Source organism: Nocardioides eburneiflavus, from assembly GCF_004785795.1.
Taxonomy (GTDB): Bacteria; Actinomycetota; Actinomycetes; order Propionibacteriales; family Nocardioidaceae; genus Nocardioides; species Nocardioides eburneiflavus.
Genome location: NZ_SRRO01000001.1, coordinates 195,022 through 215,741 on the forward strand (window position 1 = coordinate 195,022; position 20,720 = coordinate 215,741).

22 protein-coding genes are annotated in these 20,720 nt (G+C 72.1%); 11 read left to right on the top strand and 11 right to left on the bottom strand.

The genetic code is table 11. The features are described from left to right. Positions 1-3 precede the first annotated feature (3 nt). Together EXE59_RS00930 and EXE59_RS00935 are read right to left on the bottom strand one after the other, a co-directional pair. Positions 4-363, bottom strand: a complete 360-nt coding sequence (locus tag EXE59_RS00930; RefSeq protein ID WP_135837224.1) for an NADH-quinone oxidoreductase subunit A — start codon at positions 361-363, stop codon at positions 4-6. A gap of 207 nt (positions 364-570) precedes the next feature. Continuing rightward, positions 571-1,260, bottom strand: a complete 690-nt coding sequence (locus EXE59_RS00935) for a demethylmenaquinone methyltransferase (protein ID WP_135837225.1) — start codon at positions 1,258-1,260, stop codon at positions 571-573. Positions 1,261-1,361: 101 nt separating this feature from the next. Here EXE59_RS00935 and EXE59_RS00940 point away from each other — a divergent pair, with 101 nt between their 5' ends. After that, a complete protein-coding gene (locus EXE59_RS00940) occupies positions 1,362-2,369 on the top strand; it encodes a L,D-transpeptidase family protein (protein ID WP_168218350.1) in 1,008 nt (335 codons plus the stop codon). A 9-nt stretch (positions 2,370-2,378) separates the two neighbouring features. Here the strand turns inward: EXE59_RS00940 and EXE59_RS00945 are convergent, their stop codons facing one another. Further along, complete coding sequence (locus EXE59_RS00945; protein WP_168218351.1) at positions 2,379-3,566, bottom strand: AMP-binding protein; 1,188 nt, start codon at positions 3,564-3,566, stop codon at positions 2,379-2,381. Between the two features lie 118 nt (positions 3,567-3,684). On the opposite strand from EXE59_RS00945, the gene EXE59_RS00950 reads away from it, so the two are divergent. Continuing rightward, complete coding sequence (locus tag EXE59_RS00950) at positions 3,685-4,938, top strand: isochorismate synthase (protein ID WP_135837228.1); 1,254 nt, start codon at positions 3,685-3,687, stop codon at positions 4,936-4,938. Between the two features lies 1 nt (position 4,939). Here the strand turns inward: EXE59_RS00950 and EXE59_RS00955 are convergent, their stop codons facing one another. After that, the gene (locus EXE59_RS00955) at positions 4,940-5,575 is read right to left on the bottom strand and encodes an MBL fold metallo-hydrolase (RefSeq protein ID WP_135837229.1); all 636 of its coding nucleotides are present in this window, start codon (positions 5,573-5,575) and stop codon (positions 4,940-4,942) included. Between the two features lie 135 nt (positions 5,576-5,710). Here EXE59_RS00955 and EXE59_RS00960 point away from each other — a divergent pair, with 135 nt between their 5' ends. Then, positions 5,711-6,916 (top strand): glycoside hydrolase family 16 protein, encoded by a 1,206-nt coding sequence (locus tag EXE59_RS00960; RefSeq protein WP_135837230.1) that lies wholly within the window; start codon positions 5,711-5,713, stop codon positions 6,914-6,916. Positions 6,917-6,961: 45 nt separating this feature from the next. On the opposite strand, the gene menD is transcribed toward EXE59_RS00960, so the two are convergent. Genes menD through EXE59_RS00975 form a run of 3 tightly spaced genes read right to left on the bottom strand, consistent with a single transcriptional unit; the run spans position 6,962 to position 10,532 of the window. Then, on the bottom strand, positions 6,962-8,566 hold the full coding sequence (gene menD / locus EXE59_RS00965; RefSeq protein ID WP_135837231.1) for a 2-succinyl-5-enolpyruvyl-6-hydroxy-3-cyclohexene-1-carboxylic-acid synthase: 1,605 nt from the start codon (positions 8,564-8,566) through the stop codon (positions 6,962-6,964). Continuing rightward, positions 8,563-9,513 (bottom strand): o-succinylbenzoate synthase, encoded by a 951-nt coding sequence (locus EXE59_RS00970; protein WP_135837232.1) that lies wholly within the window; start codon positions 9,511-9,513, stop codon positions 8,563-8,565. Before EXE59_RS00970 ends, menD begins: the two co-directional genes overlap by 4 nt. Continuing rightward, positions 9,513-10,532: an AMP-binding protein gene (locus EXE59_RS00975; protein WP_246056408.1), complete on the bottom strand. Its 1,020-nt coding sequence runs from the start codon at positions 10,530-10,532 to the stop codon at positions 9,513-9,515. Before EXE59_RS00975 ends, EXE59_RS00970 begins: the two co-directional genes overlap by 1 nt. A 110-nt stretch (positions 10,533-10,642) precedes the next feature. Between EXE59_RS00975 and EXE59_RS00980 the strand changes: the two genes are divergently transcribed. The 4 genes from EXE59_RS00980 (at position 10,643) to EXE59_RS00995 (ending at position 12,070) form a co-directional block, all read left to right on the top strand. Next, complete coding sequence (locus tag EXE59_RS00980; RefSeq protein WP_135837233.1) at positions 10,643-10,930, top strand: DUF1330 domain-containing protein; 288 nt, start codon at positions 10,643-10,645, stop codon at positions 10,928-10,930. 4 nt (positions 10,931-10,934) lie between these two features. Continuing rightward, positions 10,935-11,117, top strand: a complete 183-nt coding sequence (locus tag EXE59_RS00985) for a hypothetical protein (protein WP_135837234.1) — start codon at positions 10,935-10,937, stop codon at positions 11,115-11,117. A gap of 134 nt (positions 11,118-11,251) precedes the next feature. Next, the gene (locus EXE59_RS00990; RefSeq protein ID WP_135837235.1) at positions 11,252-11,887 is read left to right on the top strand and encodes a sigma-70 family RNA polymerase sigma factor; all 636 of its coding nucleotides are present in this window, start codon (positions 11,252-11,254) and stop codon (positions 11,885-11,887) included. Between the two features lie 6 nt (positions 11,888-11,893). Beyond that, positions 11,894-12,070, top strand: a complete 177-nt coding sequence (locus EXE59_RS00995) for a sigma-70 family RNA polymerase sigma factor (RefSeq protein ID WP_135837236.1) — start codon at positions 11,894-11,896, stop codon at positions 12,068-12,070. Positions 12,071-12,142: 72 nt separating this feature from the next. Here the strand turns inward: EXE59_RS00995 and EXE59_RS01000 are convergent, their stop codons facing one another. After that, on the bottom strand, positions 12,143-12,418 hold the full coding sequence (locus tag EXE59_RS01000; RefSeq protein WP_135837237.1) for a hypothetical protein: 276 nt from the start codon (positions 12,416-12,418) through the stop codon (positions 12,143-12,145). A gap of 136 nt (positions 12,419-12,554) precedes the next feature. Between EXE59_RS01000 and EXE59_RS01005 the strand changes: the two genes are divergently transcribed. Continuing rightward, positions 12,555-13,901, top strand: a complete 1,347-nt coding sequence (locus EXE59_RS01005; protein WP_425464498.1) for an IS256 family transposase — start codon at positions 12,555-12,557, stop codon at positions 13,899-13,901. A 63-nt stretch (positions 13,902-13,964) separates the two neighbouring features. Here the strand turns inward: EXE59_RS01005 and EXE59_RS01010 are convergent, their stop codons facing one another. Next, on the bottom strand, positions 13,965-15,503 hold the full coding sequence (locus tag EXE59_RS01010; RefSeq protein WP_135837238.1) for an HNH endonuclease signature motif containing protein: 1,539 nt from the start codon (positions 15,501-15,503) through the stop codon (positions 13,965-13,967). Between the two features lie 305 nt (positions 15,504-15,808). Here EXE59_RS01010 and EXE59_RS01015 point away from each other — a divergent pair, with 305 nt between their 5' ends. From EXE59_RS01015 to EXE59_RS01025, 3 genes are all read left to right on the top strand, one after another. Beyond that, positions 15,809-17,164, top strand: a complete 1,356-nt coding sequence (locus EXE59_RS01015; RefSeq protein WP_135837239.1) for an MFS transporter — start codon at positions 15,809-15,811, stop codon at positions 17,162-17,164. Then, positions 17,148-18,023, top strand: coding sequence for a 1,4-dihydroxy-2-naphthoate polyprenyltransferase (locus tag EXE59_RS01020; protein WP_135837240.1), 876 nt, complete (start codon positions 17,148-17,150; stop codon positions 18,021-18,023). Before EXE59_RS01015 ends, EXE59_RS01020 begins: the two co-directional genes overlap by 17 nt. A 72-nt stretch (positions 18,024-18,095) precedes the next feature. Then, a complete protein-coding gene (locus EXE59_RS01025) occupies positions 18,096-19,352 on the top strand; it encodes a GNAT family N-acetyltransferase (RefSeq protein WP_135837241.1) in 1,257 nt (418 codons plus the stop codon). Here EXE59_RS01025 and EXE59_RS01030 read toward each other — a convergent pair. After that, positions 19,339-20,424 carry a DNA glycosylase AlkZ-like family protein gene (locus EXE59_RS01030; RefSeq protein WP_135837242.1) on the bottom strand — a complete coding sequence of 362 codons (1,086 nt, stop codon included), beginning with the start codon at positions 20,422-20,424 and terminating at the stop codon, positions 19,339-19,341. The genes EXE59_RS01025 and EXE59_RS01030 overlap by 14 nt on opposite strands. Before the next feature lie 16 nt (positions 20,425-20,440). Further along, entirely contained in the window at positions 20,441-20,704 is a 264-nt protein-coding gene (locus tag EXE59_RS01035) for a DUF4229 domain-containing protein (protein ID WP_135837243.1), read from the bottom strand. Between the last annotated feature and the right edge of the window lie 16 nt (positions 20,705-20,720).

The following is a 20,720-nucleotide window of genomic DNA, read 5'->3' on the forward strand; positions in this document are numbered from 1 at the left end:
TGTTCAGTCCCAATCCAGTCCGCCGCGTCGCCACACGTATGCGTAGGCGACGAAGACCGTGCCGATGAAGAGGACCATCTCGACGAGGCCGAACAGGGCCATCTGGTCGAAGTGGACGGCCCAGGGGTAGAGGAAGATGATCTCGATGTCGAAGACGATGAAGAGCATCGCGGTGATGAAGTACTTCACCGGGATCCTGCCGCCGCCGATCGGCTGCGGCGTCGGCTCGATGCCGCACTCGTAGGAGTCGAGCTTCGCCCGGTTATAGCGCTTCGGCCCGGTGAAGGCACTGATGACCACGGAGAAGACGGCGAAACCCGTCGCGAGCAGTGCGAGGGCGAGGACCGGCGTGTAGAGCTCCATCGATTCCCTTCCGGTGGACCTGCGCCGTCACCGAGAATGTGACTTTGTGAATGGCTTCACGAGTGGCGCGGGCCACAGTCTAGGACTCCGGTGTCACGTACGTCACGCGGGGGTCCGGACCAGTCGGCGGTCCCCCATTGCCACCCTGACCTGCGGATTTAGGTGAGGTGGACGTGCCCTAAATCGGCCCGCCGTGGCCCGGGTCCGTCAGGCGGTGGCGCGGTGCAGGGCGACGATGCCGCCGGTGAGGTTGCGCCACTCGGGCCGCTGCCAGCCGGCCTCGGCGACCAGGTCGGCGAGCCCGGCCTGGTCGGGCCAGGCGCGGATCGACTCGGCGAGGTAGACGTAGGCGTCGGCGGCGCTGGCGGTCAGCGAGGCGATCGCCGGCAGCGCGCGCATGAAGCCGTCCATGTAGAGGCTTCGGAGCGCGCCGTTGGTGGGCGTGCTGAACTCGCACACGACCAGGCGCCCGCCCGGTCGGGTCACGCGCAGCATCTCCGTGAGCCCGGCGACCGGGTCCACGAAGTTGCGGAGCCCGTAGGAGATGGTGACCGCGTCGAAGGTGTCGTCGAGGAACGGCAGGCGGGTGCCGTCGCCGGCGACGAAGGGCAGCGCGGGCCGGTCCTTCTTGCCCTGCTGGAGCATGCCGACGGAGAAGTCGCACGGGACGGCGGTGGCGCCGCGGTCGAAGAACGGCTCGCTCGAGCAACCCGTGCCGGCGGCGAGGTCGAGCACGAGGTCCCCGGGACGCGGGGCGACGGCCTCGACCATGGAGCGTCGCCAGCTGCGCTGGATGCCGGCCGTCATCAGGTCGTTGGTGAGGTCGTAGCGCCTGGCCACGGTGTCGAACATGCGACGTACGTCGGTCGGTTGCTTGTCCAGGTCAGCGCGGGCCACGCGCCGAGCGTAGGCGTCCGTTCCCCGGGACGTGCAACGCGGGGGCGTCGTACGGCGTCCCTATGATCGACCCGTCGTCGGCTCCCCGGGGGAGGAACCACATGCCACGCCGTCCTGCACGTCGCCTCGCGCAGCGTCTCGTCGCGCTCCTGCTCGCCCTGCTCGTCGCCCTGACCGGCCTCGCCGCGGTCGGCACGACGAGCGCCACGGCTGCGGCCCGCGCCGACTTCGCCCCGATGCGGATCGGGGACACCGGCTGGCGGGTGCGCCAGCTCCAGAGCCGCCTGCACCAGCTCGACCTGCACTCCGAGGTCGTCACCAGCCGCTTCGACCGCGAGACCCGCGCCGGCGTGGCGACCTTCCAGCGGCGCCGCGGCTGGGACGCCGACGGCGTCGTCGACGAGCGCACGTGGCTCAAGCTCACCTCGATCACCACCGAGCCGACCACCGAGGCGCTGCACAACGTCTACACCCCCGGCCGCCCGCTGCTCCAGCGCGGCGACACCGGCATGTGGGTACGCCAGGTCCAGGCCAGGCTCTCCCAGGTCCGCTGGTTCGAGGGCCGGGTGACCGGACGCTACGCCCGCTCGACCGTCACGGCCGTGGAGGGCTTCCAGGCCAAGCGGCGCATCCCGGTCACCGGCCAGGTCGACCGCCGTACGCTCACCCGGCTCAAGGAGATGACGCGTACGCCGACCCGGGCCGAGCTCTTCAACATCGTCGCCACCGGCCCGGCACTCGACCCGCGGTGCACGACCGGGCGCGCGATGTGCGTGGACAAGACCTCGCGGTCGTTGCGGTGGGTGGTCGACGGCGTCGTGCTCAAGACGGTCGAGGTGCGCTTCGGCTCCGACGAGCTGCCCACCCGCGAGGGGGCGTTCGCGGTGTTCCGCAAGTCGCGCGACCACGTCTCGAGCCTGTACGACACCCCGATGCCGTTCGCCATGTTCTTCTCCGGCGGCCAGGCCGTGCACTACTCGCCCGACTTCGCCGCCAACGGCTACGACGGCGCGTCGCACGGCTGCGTCAACGTGCGCGACCGGGCGGCGGTCGCGTGGCTCTTCGACCGGGTCCGGATCGGCGACGAGGTGATCGTCTACCGGTCGTGAGGCGCGCGCTCAGGCGCTCGGCGCACCCGCGAGGGAGAAGGCGGAGTCGAGGCCGTCCCCCGCACGCCCGCGGCGCGGCAGGGACACGTCGGGCGCCTGCACCTGGGGCGCCGCCGGGACCTGCACCACGGCGTGCTCGCTCGCCAGCTCGAGCTTGACGGCGGGGTGGTGGGCGATCCGGCCGATCCGGAACCCGAGCGAGGTCGCGAGGCCGCTGATCGTCCGGTTGACACGGGTGTCGAGCACGAGCACGCGCAGCCGGCCGCCCCACCACGGCCCCAGTGCCGCCACGTCGGCAGCGAGCTTCCTGGCCCGCGAGCCGAGCCGGGCCTCGGCCACTTGTGCCGACATCGCGTCGAGCACGTCGCGCGGCGTCGGGTGCCATGCGGCACCACCGACGGTGGCGGCCTCGAGCAGGTCCTCCAGCACGCGGGCGCTGGCGTGGTCGAGCAGGACGTGGGTCGGTGCCACGTGGGCGAGCGCCGCCTCGAGGCCCGCGGACGACTCCACCCACGCGAGCGTGCACCCGGAGGTGAGGTGGGCCTCGCGCGTGAGGGTGGTGAAGCGGTCGGTCGCGGCCCCGGTCAGGAGCACGACGTCGTCGGCTGCCAGACCCGACAGGGTGCCCGAGCACTCGGGACGGAACAGCCAGGCCGAGCTCTTCTCGCGGGGCAGCCCGATCACGGCGCCCGACGCGGCACCCGTACGGGCCTTCGCCACCCAGGTCAGCAGGTCGGGCTGGCGCTTGCGGCGCTCGAGGCCCATGCCCCGCAACCGCTCCCACGAGCGGTCGTCGCACTCGAAGAGCTGGGCGTCGGCCAGGGCGGCGCGGCGCAGCAGGCTCAGTCGGCTCTCCTCGTCGACCACGACCAGGCGCACCTGCACCTCGTCGAGGAGTCGTCCCACCTCGGCGGGGTCGAGCACGTCCGGCAGCAGCAGCGGCACGGCGCCGGCGACGCGGGTGGCGAGCTCGAGCTCGAGCTGGCGGATGCCGGTCGGGACGCGGATGACGACCACCTGGCCCGGGTTCACCCCGGCCTCGATCATCCCGGCCGCGCCGTCGATGACGCGACGGTAGAGCTCGTTCCAGGTCAGCGAGACCCACGCGCCGGCACGCTGCTCGAGCACGGCGACCTCGAGCGCGCGGTTACGCGCGTGCCGTTCCAACCGGACGAGAGGAGGTTCGTCGACGGGCACGGGTGGGCTCCTTGCTGGCTGTGTGTCGATGCAACGTAGGTGACGGACGCCTCTCCTGTTCGCCGTTTGGCCGATCTCCCGTCACCGTCCTGTGCGCCCCGGCGTAGGCTCCCCCCTCGTGACGACCCCCGCGTCCGCTCCCTCCACCGGACCCGCTGCGCCCCTCGTCGTGCGCACCGTCCCCGTGGACCTCGCGGACCTCCCGCTCCTCGACCTGCTCCCCCGTGAGCAGCCGGTGAGCTGGCTGCGCCGCGGCGAGGGCCTGGTCGGCTGGGGTGTCGCCGCACGCCTGGAGACCTCGGGACCGACCCGCTTCAGCGACGCGGTGAAGTGGTGGTCGGAGACCGTCGCGCGCGCCGGCGTCGAGGACCACGTCGGCGAGCCGGGCACCGGCCCGGTCTGCTTCGGCACCTTCGCCTTCGCCGACGAGCCGGGCGACTCCGTGCTCGTCATCCCCGAGGTCGTCGTCGGCCGGCGCGGCGACCGGACCTGGCTGACGACGGTGTCCGTCGACGCCCCGACGCTGGCCCCCACGCCCGATCCCGCCGCCCCGGTCGGTCTGGTCTTCTCCGACGGCGCCCGCAACGGCGAGGAGTGGATGTCGGTCGTCGCCGAGGCGGTGCGCCGCATCGGTGCCGGCGACCTGGAGAAGGTCGTCCTGGCCCGCGACCTCATCGCCACCACCGACGAGCCGCTCGACGTCCGCTGGCCGCTGCACCGCCTCGCGTCGCAGTACGAGATGTGCTGGACGTTCCACGTCGACGGGCTGTTCGGCGCCACCCCCGAGATGCTGGTACGACGCGAGCGCGGCCTGGTGACCTCCCGCGTGCTCGCCGGCACCATCCGGCGTACGGGCGACGACGAGCGCGACCTGGCCCTGGCCGCGACCCTGGCCCGCTCCTCGAAGGACCTCGAGGAGCACGAGTACGCCGTGCGCTCGGTCGCCGACGCCCTCGAGCCGCACTGCTCGTCGATGAACGTTCCGGAGGCGCCGTTCGTCCTGCACCTGCCCAACGTCATGCACCTCGCCACCGACGTCAACGGCGTCGTGCACGACGTCGCGACCTCGCTCCAGCTGGCCGAGTCGCTCCATCCGTCGGCCGCCGTGGGCGGCACCCCCACCCCCGAGGCCACGCGCCTGATCGCCGAGATCGAGGGAATGCCGCGCGACCGCTACGCCGGCCCCGTGGGCTGGATGGACGCATCGGGCGACGGCGAGTGGGGCATCGCGCTGCGCTCGGCGATGGTCACCGACGGGGGCGTACGCCTCTTCGCGGGCTGCGGCATCGTGGCGAGCTCCGACCCCGAGGCCGAGCTGGCCGAGTCGCAGGCCAAGTTCGTGCCGGTGCGCGACGCGCTCGAGGCGGGCTGAGTCAGAGGTCCTGGCCGGGCTCGCGCCGCTCGAACGCCTGGCCCTCGGGCAGCAGGTTGGCCATGTGCGAGGCGACCATGTCGAGACCGACGTCGCTGTAGACGCGGTCGTGGATCGCCAGCGACCGCGGTGCGGCGACCTCGCGCACGAAGTCGACGGCCTCGCTGACCTTCAGCCAGGGGGCGCTCACCGGTGCGAGCAGCACGTCGACCGCGCGGCCGGGCGGCGTCAGCGCGTCCCCCGGGTGGTAGGCGCTGGCCCCGCCCGACTCGAGGACGTAGCCGGAGTTGTCGAAGCGGTCGTAGTCGGGGTGGATCACCGCGTGCTTCTCACCCACCACCTCCACGGCGGTGCCAGCGACCTCGAGCCGGTCGCCCGGGAGTACGACCGTGACCCGGTCGGCCACGTCGGGCGCCTGCTCGCGCAGCAGCCGCGCCACGGCGGCGATCGTCCAGATCGGCACGTCGCGCGAGCGCAGGTGGTCGGGGTGCACGTGGTCGGGGTGCTCGTGGGTGATCAGCACGGCGTCCGCGCCGTCGAGCGCGGCGGCGTCGGTGAACACCCCCGGGTCGATGACGACGACGCCGCCGTCTCCCTGGATCCGCACGCAGGCGTGTCCGAACTTCGTGATCCGCATGCCTCCACCCTAGGCGCGTCGAGATCGCGGGGAATCGTCCGACGGGAGGGGCTGAAGGTTAAGGTGGTGCCGCCTCCGACGGGTGGAGTGCCCTGGGGGAATCACCAATCGCACCCGAGACGAAGAGAGTCCTACATGTCTGCACGCCGCGTGCTCGCAGGCAGCGTCACCGCGCTGCTCCTGCCCGCGTCCCTGCTCCTGACGGTCGAGACCGGCTCGGCCTCCGACTCCGCGGCTCGCCCCGCGTCGACGTCGGTGACCAAGAAGGCCAGCCAGAAGATCTCCCTGGAGGTGCTCCCGCAGATCGTCCAGCAGGGCAAGCGCACCGCCAGCGCGAACTCGGCCAAGGCCGGCGTCACCGCCACCATCAGGCCGGTCAAGGTCGGCCGCAAGGTCGTCCTCGAGCAGCTCAACGGGTCGTCCTGGAAGAAGGTCGGCACCGCCAAGCAGGAGAAGTCGGGCCGGGCCCACTTCTCCGCCGTCGCCTCGAAGGGCGGCGCGGCCGTGACCTACCGGGTCACCGCCATGAAGTTCAAGGGGCTCAAGAAGGTCACCAGCAAGACCGCCGACACCTCGCAGTGGCTGGTCCCGACCTTCACCGACGAGTTCTCCGGCAGCACCCTGAACCCCGTGTGGAGCATGCGCGGCCAGGACTACGAGCCCACCAGCAAGCGGGTGTGCTCCAAGGGCGACCCGAAGGCCGTCAAGGTCACCGGCGGTGCCCTGCGCCTGAGCGTCATCAAGGACCGCGCCCGCAAGGGCAAGTGCCTGGCGAAGTCGCGCAAGCTGAAGAAGAGGATCGCCTACCGCCTCAACGGCCACGTCGGCACCAACGGCGACAGCGGGTTCTCCTTCAAGTACGGCGTCGCGGCCGCCCGCATCAAGATGCACAAGAGCCAGGGACAGCACTCCAGCTTCTGGTCGCAGCCGACCAACGAGAACGGCCCGCACTCCGACGGCCACGAGATCGACGTCATCGAGTACTTCGGCGACAAGCACCCGCAGGGCGGCCTCACCAGCTTCATCCACTGGTACAAGGGCAAGCGCCTGATCAAGACCGGCTCGTGGATCAAGGACTCGAAGTCGTTCCTGGACAACAAGCGCGACGGCTGGTCGAAGAACTACCACGTCTTCTCCGTCAAGTGGGATCCGCGCAAGATCGTCTTCTACATCGACGGCCAGGAGACCTGGCGCACCTCGAAGCACGTGTCGAAGGAGCAGCAGTACCTCATCCTGAGCCTGCTCGCCTCCGACTACGAGGCGCTGGAGATGAGCGACAAGAAGCTGCCGCAGCACATGTACGTCGACTGGGTCCGCGTGTGGGAGACCCCGCAGTCCTGATCGGCTGATCAGCCACGCACCACCACGATCCGCGCGTTGGTCCCCTCAGGGGGCCAGCGCGCGGATCTTTTCGTCCAGGGCCCGCCGGTTGTCACGGCGTACGCGCGCCTCGACGACCTCGATGCCGCCGTTGGGCGAGGCGAGGGCCTGCCCGAGCTCGGGCAGGCTGGTGACCCGCAGGTGCGGCACCCGGGCCGCCGCGCACAGGCTGGCGACGTCGACGCCGTGGGGCGTGCCGAAGAGCGTGTCGAAGCGCTCGGCGTGCTCGGGGGCGCCCTGCTCGAGGGTCGCGAAGATCGAGCCACCGTCGTCGTTGACGACCACGACCGTCAGGTCCGGGCGCTCCTCCCGCGGGCCGAGGAACAGCCCGGTCGTGTCGTGCAGGAAGGTCACGTCGCCCATCAGCGCGAGCGCGCGTGACGACTGCGGGCGGCCGACGGCGGCGCCGATCGCGGTCGAGATGGTGCCGTCGATGCCCGCCAGGCCGCGGTTGGCGATCACCTTGCGGCGCCCGCCCACGTCGTACGGCGCGACCATCAGGTCGAGGTCGCGGATGGGGTTGGACGCGCCGACGACGAGCAGGCCGCGCGGCGGCAGGGCGCGGCTGACCGCGCCGGCCACCTCGTGGGGCGTCAGGTCGGGCTCGGCGGCGAGGAGTCGGTCGAGCTCCCGGGAGGTCGTTCGGTCCGCCTCCCGCCAGGCCTCGAACCAGGCAGGGTCGTCCGACGCCGTGGCGTCGACCTGGTCCACCTCGCAGGCCACGGCGAAGGGCCGGTCTGCCCACCGGCCACGGTGCCGCACCGACACGACCTCGACGTCGTCGCGGGCGAGGAGGAGCGAGACCGGCCGGGAGAGGGTCGGGTGGCCGTACACCACCACCCGCTCGACCTGGCGGCCCAGCTCCCCGGCCAGGAGCAGCCGGTAGGTGCGGATCACGCTGTCGCCGGTGCGACAGCCGCTCGACGGCTCGGCGAGGAGGGGCCAGCCGGCCTTCTCGGCGAGGACCCGGGCGGGTGGACCGGCGTCGTCGCCGGCCACCACGACGGTCCCCGGACCGGGGTCGAGGACCATCCGTTCCATCGGGAGGCCCAGGGCAGGCACGGCCCAGTCGGGCACCTCTCCCCCGTCCCAGCCCCCGTCGTCGGGCAGCAGGGGGTCGTCGAGCTGGACGTTGAGGTGGACGGGTCGCCGGCCGTCGTGGGTGCGGAGGAAGGCCAGCAGCTCGTCGAGGTCAGCGGCGGCCACGTCGAGGGTCGGCGCGAAGGTGCCGAAGATCCCGACCTGGTCGGTGGTCTGGTTGGCGCCGGTGCCGCGCAGCCGGGCCGGCCGGTCGGCCGTGACCACGACGAGCGGGACCCCGGCGTGGGCGGCCTCCATGACGGCTGGGAGCAGGTGCGCTACCGCAGTGCCGGAGGTGCAGGTGACGGCGGCGGGCCGGTTGCCGACCTTGGCCAGGCCGAGGGCGAGGAACCCCGCCGTACGCTCGTCGACCCGCGTGTGGAGGCGCAGGCCGCCCGCCTGTGCCGCGTCGTACAGCGCGAAGGACAGGGCTGCGTTGCGCGAGCCGGGGGCGACCACGACCTCGCGTACGGCGGACCCGCGCAGCGCGGTCACCACCGTGCGCGCGAGCCGGGTCGAGGGGTTGGTCATGTCGGCTGATCCTGCCCCACCGACGCCAGCCGGGCGCGCCAGTGGTCGGTCCGGTCGGCGGGCGCGGCGAGCCGGGCGAGTGCGTCGAGGTCCACCTCGGGCCGGCCCACGCGCAGCATCCCGTCCACCGGGAGCAGGGGCTCGACGGCGACGTCGTCGGTCAGCATCTGCACGGTCGCGAGCCCGCTGGCGTGGTGCAGCTCGGGCAGGGCGGCGGCCAGGGCGACCCCGGCCGCGATGCCGACGCTCGACTCGATCGCGCTGGAGACGACGACCGGGAGCCCGATGTCCTCCGCGATGCGCAGGCACGCGCGTACGCCGCCGAGCGGCTGCACCTTGAGGACCGCGACGTCCGCGGCCTCGAGGTCGCGGACGCGGTAGGGGTCCTCGGCCCGGCGGATGGACTCGTCGGCCGCGACCGGCACGCCGACGCGACGGCGTACGACGGCCAGGTCCTCGACGGTCGTCACCGGCTGCTCGACGTACTCCAGGCCGCCGGCGGCCCGGTCGATCGCGGCGATCGCGCGCACCGCCTCGTCGACGTCCCAGGCGCCGTTGGCGTCGACCCGCACCAGGCCGTCGGGCCCCAGCGCGTCGCGTACGGCCTCCACGCGCGCCAGGTCGTCGGCGAGCGTCTGGCCGCGCTCGGCGACCTTGACCTTGGCGGTGCGGCAGCCGCCGGCGCTGACGATGGCGTGCGCGTGCTCGGGGTCGGTCGCGGGGACGGTCACGTTGACGGGGACGAGCTCGCGCAGCGGCGCCGGCCAGCCCTCGTCGGCCGCCTCGCGCGCGCACGCGAGCCAGGGCCGCGAGGTGGCGTCGTCGTACTCGAGGAAGGGCGAGAACTCCCCCCACCCCGCCGGGCCGCGCAGCAGCACGCCCTCGCGCACGGTGATCCCGCGGAACCTGGTGCGGAGCGGGATGGAGAAGACGTGGAGGTCGCGCATCAGAGGCCGGCCCGGATGGCCTGCCGGTCCACCTTGCCGTTGGGCAGCAGCGGGAGGCTGTCGACCCAGCGGAACTCGCGGGGCGCCCACGAGCGGGGGTGCTCCATGCTGATCCAGTCGCGCAGCTCGGCGTCGGGGACGTTGCCGACCAGCACGGCGACGAGCCGCTGGCCCCACTCGGGGTCGGGGACGCCGAAGACCTCGGCCTCCTGCACGAGGAGGTGCTGGCGCAGGCGGGCCGCGACCGTGGCGAGCGGGATCTTCACGCCGCCGCTGATGACGACGTCGTCGATGCGTCCGGTGACCTGGAGCCGCCCGTCCTCGTCGAACCGGCCGGCGTCGGAGGTGAGGAACCAGCCGTCGACAACGGTCGCGGCGGTGAGCTCCGGGTCGTCGTGGTAGTGGCTGAAGAGGGTGGGGCCCGCGATCCGTACGCGTCCCTCCGCGCCCAGGGTCACGCCCACGCCGTCGAGCGGGACGCGGTCGTAGACGCAGCCGCCCGCGGTCTCGGACGACCCATAGGTCGCGACCAGGTGGACGCCCTGCCCCTCCACCCGCCTGCGCAGGTCGGGGTCGAGCCCGCCACCGCCCACGAGGACGGTGTGGCACCGCGCGAGCGCGGCGACCTGCTCGGGGTTGCCGATGATCCGGTGCAGCTGGGTGGGCACCACGGAGACGAAGGTCGGGGTGTCGCTGTGGTCCGCGGCGACCGCGCGGCCGATGTCGAGGCCGTCCACGACGTACGGCTCGTGGCCCGCGACGAGCGAGCGCACGATCACCTGCACCCCCGCGACGTACGACGACGGCAGCGCGAGCAGCCACCGGCCGGACTCGCCCAGGCGGCGCGCGGACGCCTCGACGCTGGCCAGCACGGCGCGACGCGGGAGCACCACGCCCTTGGGCCTGCCGGTGGACCCGGAGGTCTCGATGAGCAGCGGGTCGGGGCGCTCGGCCTCGAGCCAGCGCGACAGCTGCCGGATCGCGACCGAGGGCTCGTCCGAGGGCCGCAGGTAGCTCACACGCGAACGCTAGCGGCTCCGCCCCACCGGAGCGATGCCGCGGGAGGTCGCAGGAGCTGGTGGACGCCGTGCTCGGCTGGTCTCCCCCGCACCCGGCATAGGCTCGCGACATGGCTGCCTACTGGATCACCACCTACCAGGCCGTGCACGACCCCGCGAAGGTCGCGGCGTACGCCGAGCTCGCGGGCCCCGCGCTGCGCGCCGCGGGCGGGACGTTCCTGGTGCGCGGGATGCCGGAGGCGACCTTCGAGAAGGGCGAGGCGACTCGCACCGTGGTCGTCGAGTTCGACTCCGTCGACGCCGCGGTCGCGGCGCACGAGAGCGAGGCCTACCAGGCGGCGCTGCGCGCCCTCGACGGCGGCGCCGACCGCGACATGCGCGTGGTGCCGGGGGCCTGACCCGATGGACGCCTACCGCCTCGTGTTGACCGTCCTCGTGATGGCCGCGGTGGTCGTCGCCATCCTGCTGTTCGAGAAGCGCCGCGCCCAGGGGATCGAGCGCGACACCCGGGACATGGCCCGGGGGCGGGAGCAGCACGACGAGGGTCCCGGCGACAGTCCCACCGACCCGGGCCCTCCCCGGTAGGGAAGGCCCCCTCGAAGGGGTGGTCGGCGGGTTGAAACGGGTCGCGGCCGAACGGTAGAAGGTGTGCCCACACGGCTCGCTGGAGACCACGGTGAGCTCCTCCTGACAACAGGAAGGCCACGACCGTGGTCAGCGTGCAGGTCACCCCACAAGAGCTCGAAGCAGCGCACCACGCACCTGACGGGGCCCACCCGTCCGGCGGCACCCCCAACCGACACCTCACGTCGGCCGGGTCGGCTCCGCCCGCCGGAGTGGCGAGGCGCGACCTCCTCACCGACGAGCTGATCGAGGCCCACCTCGAGGTCGCCAGGTCGATGGCCCTGCGCTACCGCAACAGGGGCATCGACCTCGACGACCTCGAGCAGGTCGCGCTCCTCGGCCTCACCAAGGCCGCCCACAGGTTCGACCCGGACGCCGGGCACGACTTCATGGCGTTCGCCGTGCCCACCATCCGCGGCGAGCTCCGTCGCCACTTCCGCGACTCCGGGTGGATGGTGCGTCCCCCACGCCGGGTCCAGGAGCTCCAGGCACGGATCGGGCAGGCGCAGGACGAGCTGCTCGCACTCCACGGCTGCTCGCCGAGACCCAGCGACATCGCCGCCCACCTCGACGTCGACGTGAGCGAGGTCGTCGACGCCCTGTCGGTCGATGGCTGCTTCGCTCCAGCGGCCCTGGAGACGCCTGTCGGCGACGGCACCAGCACGCTCGCCGACTTCCTCGGCTCGACCGACGAGGCGTACGGCGCGGCCGAGGCGGCCGTCATGCTCTAACCCGCCGTGCGGCAGCTGTCGGCCCGGGACCGTCGCATCGTGTACCTGCGCTTCTACGAGGAGCGGTCCCAGGGGGAGATCGGTGAAGCAGTGGGCCTCTCGCAGGCGCAGGTGTCCCGCGTCCTGAACCGCATCCTCAAGGACATTCGCAACGTGCTGGGCGGCGAGCTGCCGGTGGCGTGAGGGTGGCGGGGAGCGCTGAGATGCCGGGACGGAGTGAGGATCGCGCAGCCGGCACGTTCGTCGTCGCTGGCTCTACTGGGAGTTGATGCCTGCATCCAGCACCAGGATGACCAGCTCGCCGCACAGCGCCAGGAACGCACCGAACCCTGCGACGACGCCGTGGCGGATCGACCGGCGCACGATCCCCAGCACCACGCCGATCACCATGACCGTCACTGTGATCGCCATGACCCATGTGAAGAACCCTGACGTCAGGTAGGGACGGTCGACCACGAACCACGCACCGATCGCCACGGCGACGTGCAGCCAGAACCCGGACCAGAACAGCGGGGTCGTGTCAGTCTGCACACGATCATCCTGCATCTGCCCACTCTCACACGACATGCGCGTGCCACAGGCCCGATCACCGGTGGTGTGGGACTGTCCGAACAACGGTGTAAGTGGCTCGACACGCTGACCAGCTGGTTGGCGAGATGGAGTCACGATGACCGAAACACTGAGTTCTGTGAGCCCACCCGAGGATGTGGCGGTGTCACCGCCGGACGTTGCGCAGGAAGGTGACCCTGGCTTCGAGGGGTCTGCTCAGCCATCTGCTGAGGAGCTCGAGATCGCCCGCGAGCTGGTCCGCACGGCGCGGTCTCGTGGGGTCGCGTTGACCGGCCCGGATGGCATGTTGAAGGCCCTGACCAAGACCGTGATCGAGACGGCGCTGGACGAGGAGATGTCTGAGCACCTGGGCTATGGCAAGCACGAGGCCGCCGGCCGCAACAGCGGGAACTCCCGCAACGGGGTTCGGACCAAGACGGTGCTGACCGACAACGTCGGACCGATCAAGATCACCGTCCCGCGTGATCGCGATGGCACCTTCAGCCCGGTGATCGTGGCCAAGCGCCAACGACGCCTCGGTGATGTCGACACGATCGTGTTGTCGCTGGCAGCCAAGGGCCTCACGACCGGTGAGATCAGCGCTCACTTCGCCGAGATCTACGGGGCCTCGCTGTCGAAGGACACAATCTCGAGGATCACCGACAAGGTCGTGGCCGAGATGGCCGAGTGGACCTCGCGGCCCCTGGAGAAGGTCTATGCCGCGGTGTTCATCGACGCGATCTACGTCAAGATCCGCGACGGCCAGGTCGGGAACCGTCCGATCTACGCCGCGATCGGTGTCGACCTCGCCGGCCACAAGGACATCCTCGGCATCTGGGCCGGCACCGGTGGCGGGGAGTCAGCGAAGTTCTGGCTTCAGGTCCTGACCGAGCTGAAGAACCGCGGCGTGGAGGACATCTTCTTCGTCATCTGCGACGGCCTCAAGGGCCTGCCCGACTCCGTCGGAGCGGTGTACGGCCAAGCCGTTGTGCAGACGTGCGTGATCCACCTGATCCGCAACACCTTCCGCTACGCCTCGAAGAAGTACTGGGGACAGATCGCCACCGATCTGAAGCCGATCTACGGTGCCCCGACCCGGGAGGCGGCCTGGCGGGCGTTCGAGGAGTTCGACGAGAAGTGGGGCAAGCCCTACCCCGCGATCAGTGGCCTGTGGCGATCGGCGTGGGAGCAGTTCACCCCGTTCCTCGACTACGACGCCGAGATCCGCAAGGTGCTGTGCTCGACCAACGCGATCGAGTCGTTGAACGCCCGCTACCGTCGCGCGGTCACGGTGCGGGGCCACTTCCCGACCGAGCAGGCAGCGATGAAGTGCCTCTACATGGTCACCAGGTCGCTGGACCCCAAGGGCACCGGTCAGACACGATGGACGATGAGGTGGAAGCCAGCACTCAACGCCTTCGCCATCACCTTCGCCGATCGGATGCCGGCCCCGGAGAACCTCTAACAATGGAACCGCTGCTTACACCGTTAGTCGGACAGACCCGGTGGTGTCGGGCGTGCGGGGCGGTCAGGGTCTGGACCGTGGCTCTGGTCCTGGTCTCGGTCCTGGTCTCGGTCGGGGGCGGGGTGGGTCGGTGACGATGCGCCTGCCGGAGGGCAGGGTCCACTCGTACGCGCCGTCGGGTCGTCGGTGGTAGGTGAAGGCGCCGAACGTCTTGGCCCGGTGGTGTCGCCGGCACAGGGGCGCGAGGTTGGCCGGGTGGGTCTGGCCGGGTGGCCCGCCCTCGTCGAGGGGGACGTACTCGACGATGTGGTCGAGGTCGGCCCGCCCGGAGGGACGGCTGCAGCCGGGGAACACGCAGGTGGCGTCCCGGAGCCGGACTGCGGCGGCCATCGGCGCGGGCGGGTCGTGCTGGTCGACCGCGGGCATCGGGCTCGTTGCCGGGTCGAGGTCGAGGACGGGCTGGATGGTCACTGTGCCGGCGGTGAGCAGCCACGTCTGGAGCCGGCCCAGCAGCATCGGGCCGAGCTCGTCACTGCGCGCCACCCCACAGGCATCAACGGTCTGGGAGTCAATGCCGTGGGCGAGGAGGTCGCGGTCGGTGAGGTGCAGCACCAGCCGCACCTCACCCGACCGACCCGCCCGGCCTGACATCTTCGAGGGGGTGTCGGTGGTGGGTCGGCGGAACGGGTCCGGGGTCGCGTAGGCGGCCTCGTCGGCCACGCACACGCTCTCGTCGCGGTCGGGGTCGACGTCACGGTCGGGGTCCGCGACATCCGCGGCGGCCAGGATGTCGAGGGCCTGCTGCGGGTCCGCGAGGAGCCCGACCGCGTGGGCGCGGCGGACGCCGAGGTCGCCGGGGTGACCCAGGGCTCGCATGGTGGTCGACATGGTCGACACGGTGTGGTCGAACGCGACCGCATCAGCCACGTCGAGGCTCATGAACACCTCGCTCACCCCCGGTGCACCCTGCTCGTGGTGCACCTCGACGCGCCGGGACTCCAGCGCGTGGTCGTGGTCGGCGATCGCCCGGTCCGGGTCCGCGTACAGGCGGGCCTCGTGGACCAGGACCCCGATGCGGTGCGGGTTCAACCGACGCGGCTGCCACACCAGCAGCCGGTCCGCGTGACCGGCCGCGACCAGGTCGAGGTCGCGCGAGACCCGCGCCGCCTCCCGCCCCAGCCGCACCGGCACGACCAGCGACCGCACCAGCGTCCACAGCCGTGGCAGGCGGTGGGCCAGGTCGAGCACGTCACCCAGCAGCGCCAGCGTGGCCTCGTGGGACTGCTCCAACACCCCCGACAGCTCGACCACCGCGAACTCCGCGACCAGCGGGGCACCCTCGCCCGCGATCGGCAGGGGACGCTCCCCGAACAACGCCGCCGGCGACCCCGGCGCGTGGATCGTCTCCGAACGCCACCCCGCCGCCACCTCCTCGTCGGACACGACGTGCGCCTGCGCCCACGCCAGCGCGGACTCCAGCACCTCGACCTCGACACGACGCTTCGCCGTCATCGCCGCCGCCGCCCGGTCCAGCACCGCACGATCCAGCACCGCACGATCCAGCACGGGGCTGGTGGCGGGGGCCGGAGCGGTGGTGGACATGGGTCCAGTCTCCCAGAGCCCACCGACACCCCGACCTGCGAGAACAGGGTTGTGGAGAAGTATTTCCGAACAGGTCTGCGCACCGGGTCAGGGGTCTCGTGACGGTCGCTGCGCGACCTCCTCGACCAGCGAACGGTCGCCCGGGTCTCGATACACCGGGGCTCGTTCCTCGCCCGGCTACTCGACCACCGAAGCAGTGACCGGCTGCCCGGCCACCGAGGGGTGACCGAGAGCACGCCGCCACCCACTGCCCCGACCGAAAATCGCAGGACGACTGTCGGTCCCCCGGGCGAGAATGACCGGCGATGCTCACGGCCCTGAAGAACTACGCCACGCCCCCGTCCCCCCTCGCGCGGAGGCTGTCGGTCCAGTCCCTGCTCTTCGCCTCCGGCGACGGCGCGTTCCTCGCCGGGTCGGCGGTGTTCTTCACCCTCGTCGTCGGCCTCTCGCTGGCCGAGGTGGGCATCGGACTCACCATCGCCGCGGTGGCGAGCTTCATCGTCGCCGTGCCCATGGGCAAGCTGGTCGACCGCTTCGGCCCGAAGCGCATGTGGACCCTGTCGGCGTCGATCCATGGCGTGCTGTTCCTGGCGTGGCCGTTCATCGACAGCTTCCCCGAGTACGTCGCGCTCGCCGTCGTGATGGAGGTCGCCGGCACCCTGGGCGGCGCGGCCCACGGTGCGTACGTCATCGACATCCTGCCGCCGGCCGAGCGCGTCGAGTCGCGCGCCTACCTCTACTCCGCGCTCAACGTCGGCTTCAGCATCGGCGCCTTCCTCGGCGCGGGCGCGATCGCCTTCGGCACCGACGTCCTGCGGTGGGCACCCGTGGTGAGCGCGCTGCTGTTCCTCCTCAACGCCCTGGCGATCCCTCGGCTCCCCGACGCCAGCCACGACGTACGCAGCTCCGAGCCACGGGTCAAGCCCGAGGGCATCCCCGCGATCCGCAACCGCAGCTGGATCGCGGTCACCTTCTTCACCGGCGTCATGTGGACCAACCAGGTGCTGCTGCACACCGTCATCCCGGTGTGGCTGGTCACCGAGACCGACGCACCCAAGGTGCTGGTCGCGGTGCTCTTCGGCACCAACACGGTCATGTGCATCGTGCTCCCGCGGCTCGCGTCGCGTGGCATCCGCAACGTCGAGACCGCCCTGCGCGCCGTACGCCTCTCCACCCTCTTCTTCGTCCTGACGTGCCTCGTCACCCTGGCCACGCACGAGACGACCGGCTGGCTGACCATCGTGCTGTTCTTCCTCGGCCACATCGTCCTCACCTGGGCCGAGCTCTTCCTCTCCGCCTCGGGCTGGACCCTCGAGGTCGAGCTGATGGACCCCCGTCGCCGCGGCGACTACCAGGGCGTCTCCGAGCTCGGTGGCACGCTCGGGCGGTTCTGGGCACCCGCGGCCTACGGCTTCCTCGCGATGGAGTGGGGCGCCCTCGGCTGGCTCACGATCGCGGCGATCGTCGTCGTGGCAGCGGCCGGCCTGCACAAGTCGGCGCACGCAGGTCGACGCTTCCTCGAACAGCACGTGCCCGCCGACGTCCTGGCCGACGCCCGGGCGAGCGACCCGGAGCACGTGGATGTCGCGGTCTCGCAGGAGCCCTTGCCGATGGAGCCCGACGCACCCCTGCCAGAATCCACCGGTGACCTCCACCGCTGACTGGATCGCCGGCGCCCGGCCCCGCACCCTCCCCGCTGCGGTCGCGCCCGTGCTCGCCGGCACCGGCGTCGCGGCATACGTGGACCAGGCCGTGTGGTGGAAGGCGCTGCTCGCGCTGGTCGTGAGCCTCGCGCTGCAGGTCGGGGTCAACTACGCCAACGACTACTCCGACGGCATCCGCGGCACCGACGCCGAGCGGGTTGGTCCGATGCGCCTCGTCGGCTCGGGCGCGGCGACGCCCCGCGCGGTGAGGCTCGCGGCCTTCGCCGCCTTCGGCGTGGCCGCCGTCGCCGGCCTGGTCCTCGCGGCGACCACCGCCTGGTGGCTCGTCGCCGTCGGGCTCGTGTGCGTCGTGGCCGCCTGGTTCTACACCGGCGGCGACAGGCCCTACGGCTACCTCGGCCTCGGCGAGGTGATGGTCTTCGTCTTCTTCGGCCTGGTCGCCGTGGTCGGCACGACCTACGTCCAGACCTCGACCTGGGAGTGGCCCGCGCTCTACGCCGGCGTCGGCATCGGCGCCCTGGCCTGCGCCATCCTCGTCGCCAACAACCTGCGCGACATCCCCACCGACACCGTCGCCGGCAAGCGCACCCTCGCCGTACGCCTCGGCGACGAGCGCACCCGCTACCTGTACGCCTTCCTCGTCCTCGCCGCCGCCGCCGCGGTCGTCGCGGTCGCCGCCGCGACGACGTGGTGGGCGCTGGTCGGGCTCGGCTTCCTGGCCCGCGCGGGCGTCCCGACGCGGGCCGTCCTCGGCGGGGCGCAGGGTCCGGCGCTCATCCCGGTCCTGGCCGCGACCGGCGCCTCGGAGCTGATCTGGTCGGTGCTGGTCGCGGCGCCGCTGCTCGTGGTCTCGTGACGGGGCTCCGTCCCTCCTCGACCAACGGATAACCCGTGGCCCGTCCGGGCCCGCGCTCACTAGCGTGGCCGGGTGGACTACGCCTTCGACATCCTCGACTTCTCCGACGACTCCCCCGCAGCCGCCGCGCGGCGCCGCGGCTGGATCGAGGCGGTCCTGCGCGGCTTCAGCGAGGACCGCCCCGACGACGACGCCGTCGAGAGGTGGGTCAAGCACTACCGCACCGACGCGGTGATCGTGCGCGGCGCCTGGCTTCCCGAGGGCGAGTTCGGCGCGGGCCCCATGCCCGTCGCCACGTACGCCAGCCTCGACAAGACGCTCAACGCCGGGCGCGAGCTGCTGCCGCTGCGGATGATCACCGACGTCACCACGAGTGCCACGCATCGCCGCCAGGGCCTGCTGCGCCGCATGATCGAGGACGACCTCGTCGACGCCGTCGCCGCCGGCGTGCCGATCGCCGCGCTGACGGCGGCCGAGGCCACGATCTACGGTCGCTGGGGCTTCGGCCCGGCGACCTTCCGCGTGGGCGTCGAGGTCGACACCACTCCGGGGTTCGGGTTCCGCGACCTCGCCGACGCCGGTCGCGTCGAGCTGGTCGAGCCGGCCGACGCGTGGCCGCACGTCAAGGCCGTCTTCGACACCTTCCACGCTCGCCAGCGCGGCTCGGTCGCGTGGCCCGCCCCCTACGAGGACATGCACACCGGCGCCTGGGACCCCAGCAGCGGCGGCCCCAACCGCAAGCTCCGCGCGGCCGTGCACCTCGACGCGACCGGAACCGTCGACGGCTTCGTCCTCTGGAAGCCCGGCGAGGACCACACGGTCAAGGTCGACGAGATGGCGACGCTCACGCCGCAGGCCCAGCTCGCCCTCTGGTCGTTCCTGGGCAGCATGGACCGGGTCGCCAAGGTCACCTTCAACCTGTTCCACCCCGACGACCCGCTCATGTGGGCGCTCACCGACCTCAACCGGGTGAGGACGACCGAGGTCAAGGAGTTCCTCTGGCTGCGGCTCCTCGACGTGCCGCGCTGCCTCGCCGCCCGGCCCTGGTCGGCGGAGGGCTCGGTCGTGGTCGAGGTCGACGACCCGCAGGGCCACGCCGCCGGCCGCTTCACGGTCACCACCAACGACGGCGTGGCGACCGTGACCCGCACCGACGACGAGCCCGACGTACGCCTCACGTCCGAGACCCTGGGCTCGCTCTACCTGGGCGCGGTCCCCGTGCGCACGCTCCATCGCGCCGGTCGCCTCGACGGCTCGGAGGAGTCCGTACGCCGCCTCGCCGCGATGGCCGACCTGGGCGAGCCGGCCTACAGCCTCACGGGGTTCTGAGCTCGAGCGCCCTGCCCAGGAGCGAGCCCAGGCGACCGGCCTCGGCCGACAGCTCCTCGGACGGCGGTACGGTCGCCTCGAGCGCGTCGCCGTCGACCCGCCACGTCCCCGCGACGACCCCGTCCACGAGCACCGGGTTGACACCGCGGGTCATCTCGGTGCCGTGACCGTGGGGGACGACCCACGCGTCCTTGGTGCCCGGTCCCACCACCCAGTTGTCCTTGCCGGGCAGGAGCACCACGGTCGGCTCCGCGCGCGTGAGGGCCAGCTCGTCGATGCGCTCAGCCACCTGCCAGCGGGGCTCGCCGCCGACGTCGACCTCGACGAGGTCGTCCCGCACCGCGTGCCACCACTGCTCGAGTCGCTTGCGCCCGGCGCTCAGGCCCTCGCCCAGCCAGTGGTGCACGTGCTCCGGGGCCGTGGGGCCGTACGCGTCGACGTACTCCAGGACCGTGCGCGGTCCCGCCTCGTCGAGGTCGGGGATGCCCGCCCACCCGGGCGCCGCGCCCGGGCTCTGGAGCACCAGCGGGCCGGCGAGGTCGGGCCCGAGGGCGATGTCGCCCTGCCAGGCGAGCGGCTTGAGCAGGGTGTGGTTGGGCTCGGCGAACTCCCGCGCCAGGTGCCCGAAGCGCGCGGACCCGGTCAGGGCGTCGGCCACGGCACGGGGCGGCACCGGGCCGTCCGCGACGACCTCGCGGACCGCTGCGCGCAGGTCGGGCCAGTCGTCGGCCGCGAGCCGGTAGTGCTCGACCCAGCTCCTCCGTGCCCACTGCCGTCCGGCTGCACGGACCGCGAGGTAGGCGCCGGCCGTGTCCGGGGCCATCACCTGCACCGACCCGCGGAACGAGAAGGTCCTCATCAGCCGGCCGTCGGCCAGCGCCCGCTGCACCTCCCCGGGCGGACCGGGCGACGCGAGCCGTCGGCGTACGGACAGGTCGGGGTCGGCGCCGAAGACCGACACGGCCGCCAGGGTCCGGACGACCTCGGTCGCGTCGGCAGCCCCGACGAGCAGGTGCTGCCGGCCAAGCCGCCAGGCGAGCGCCTGGCCGCGGGTCACGCGCAGCGTCGCCATGGCGTGGACCCGAGGGTCAGTCCCGGTCTTCGCGGGCCTTGCGCTCCTCGAAGGCGGCGGACGCCCGGGATGCGCGCGCCTCGACCCGCCGGGCGAAGGCCTCGCGCTGCCGGTCGAGGATGAAGAACGAGGCCACGCCGGAGATCAGGAATGCGAGGATGATCGCCCAGAACAGGTTGTAGCGACCGTCGAAGGCCAGGGCCATCAACCCGACGACGACACCGAACGAGGCCATGAACAGTGCGAGCCGCATGACCGTGTAGACGACGAACTCCTTCACGCCACCAGACTAGGAC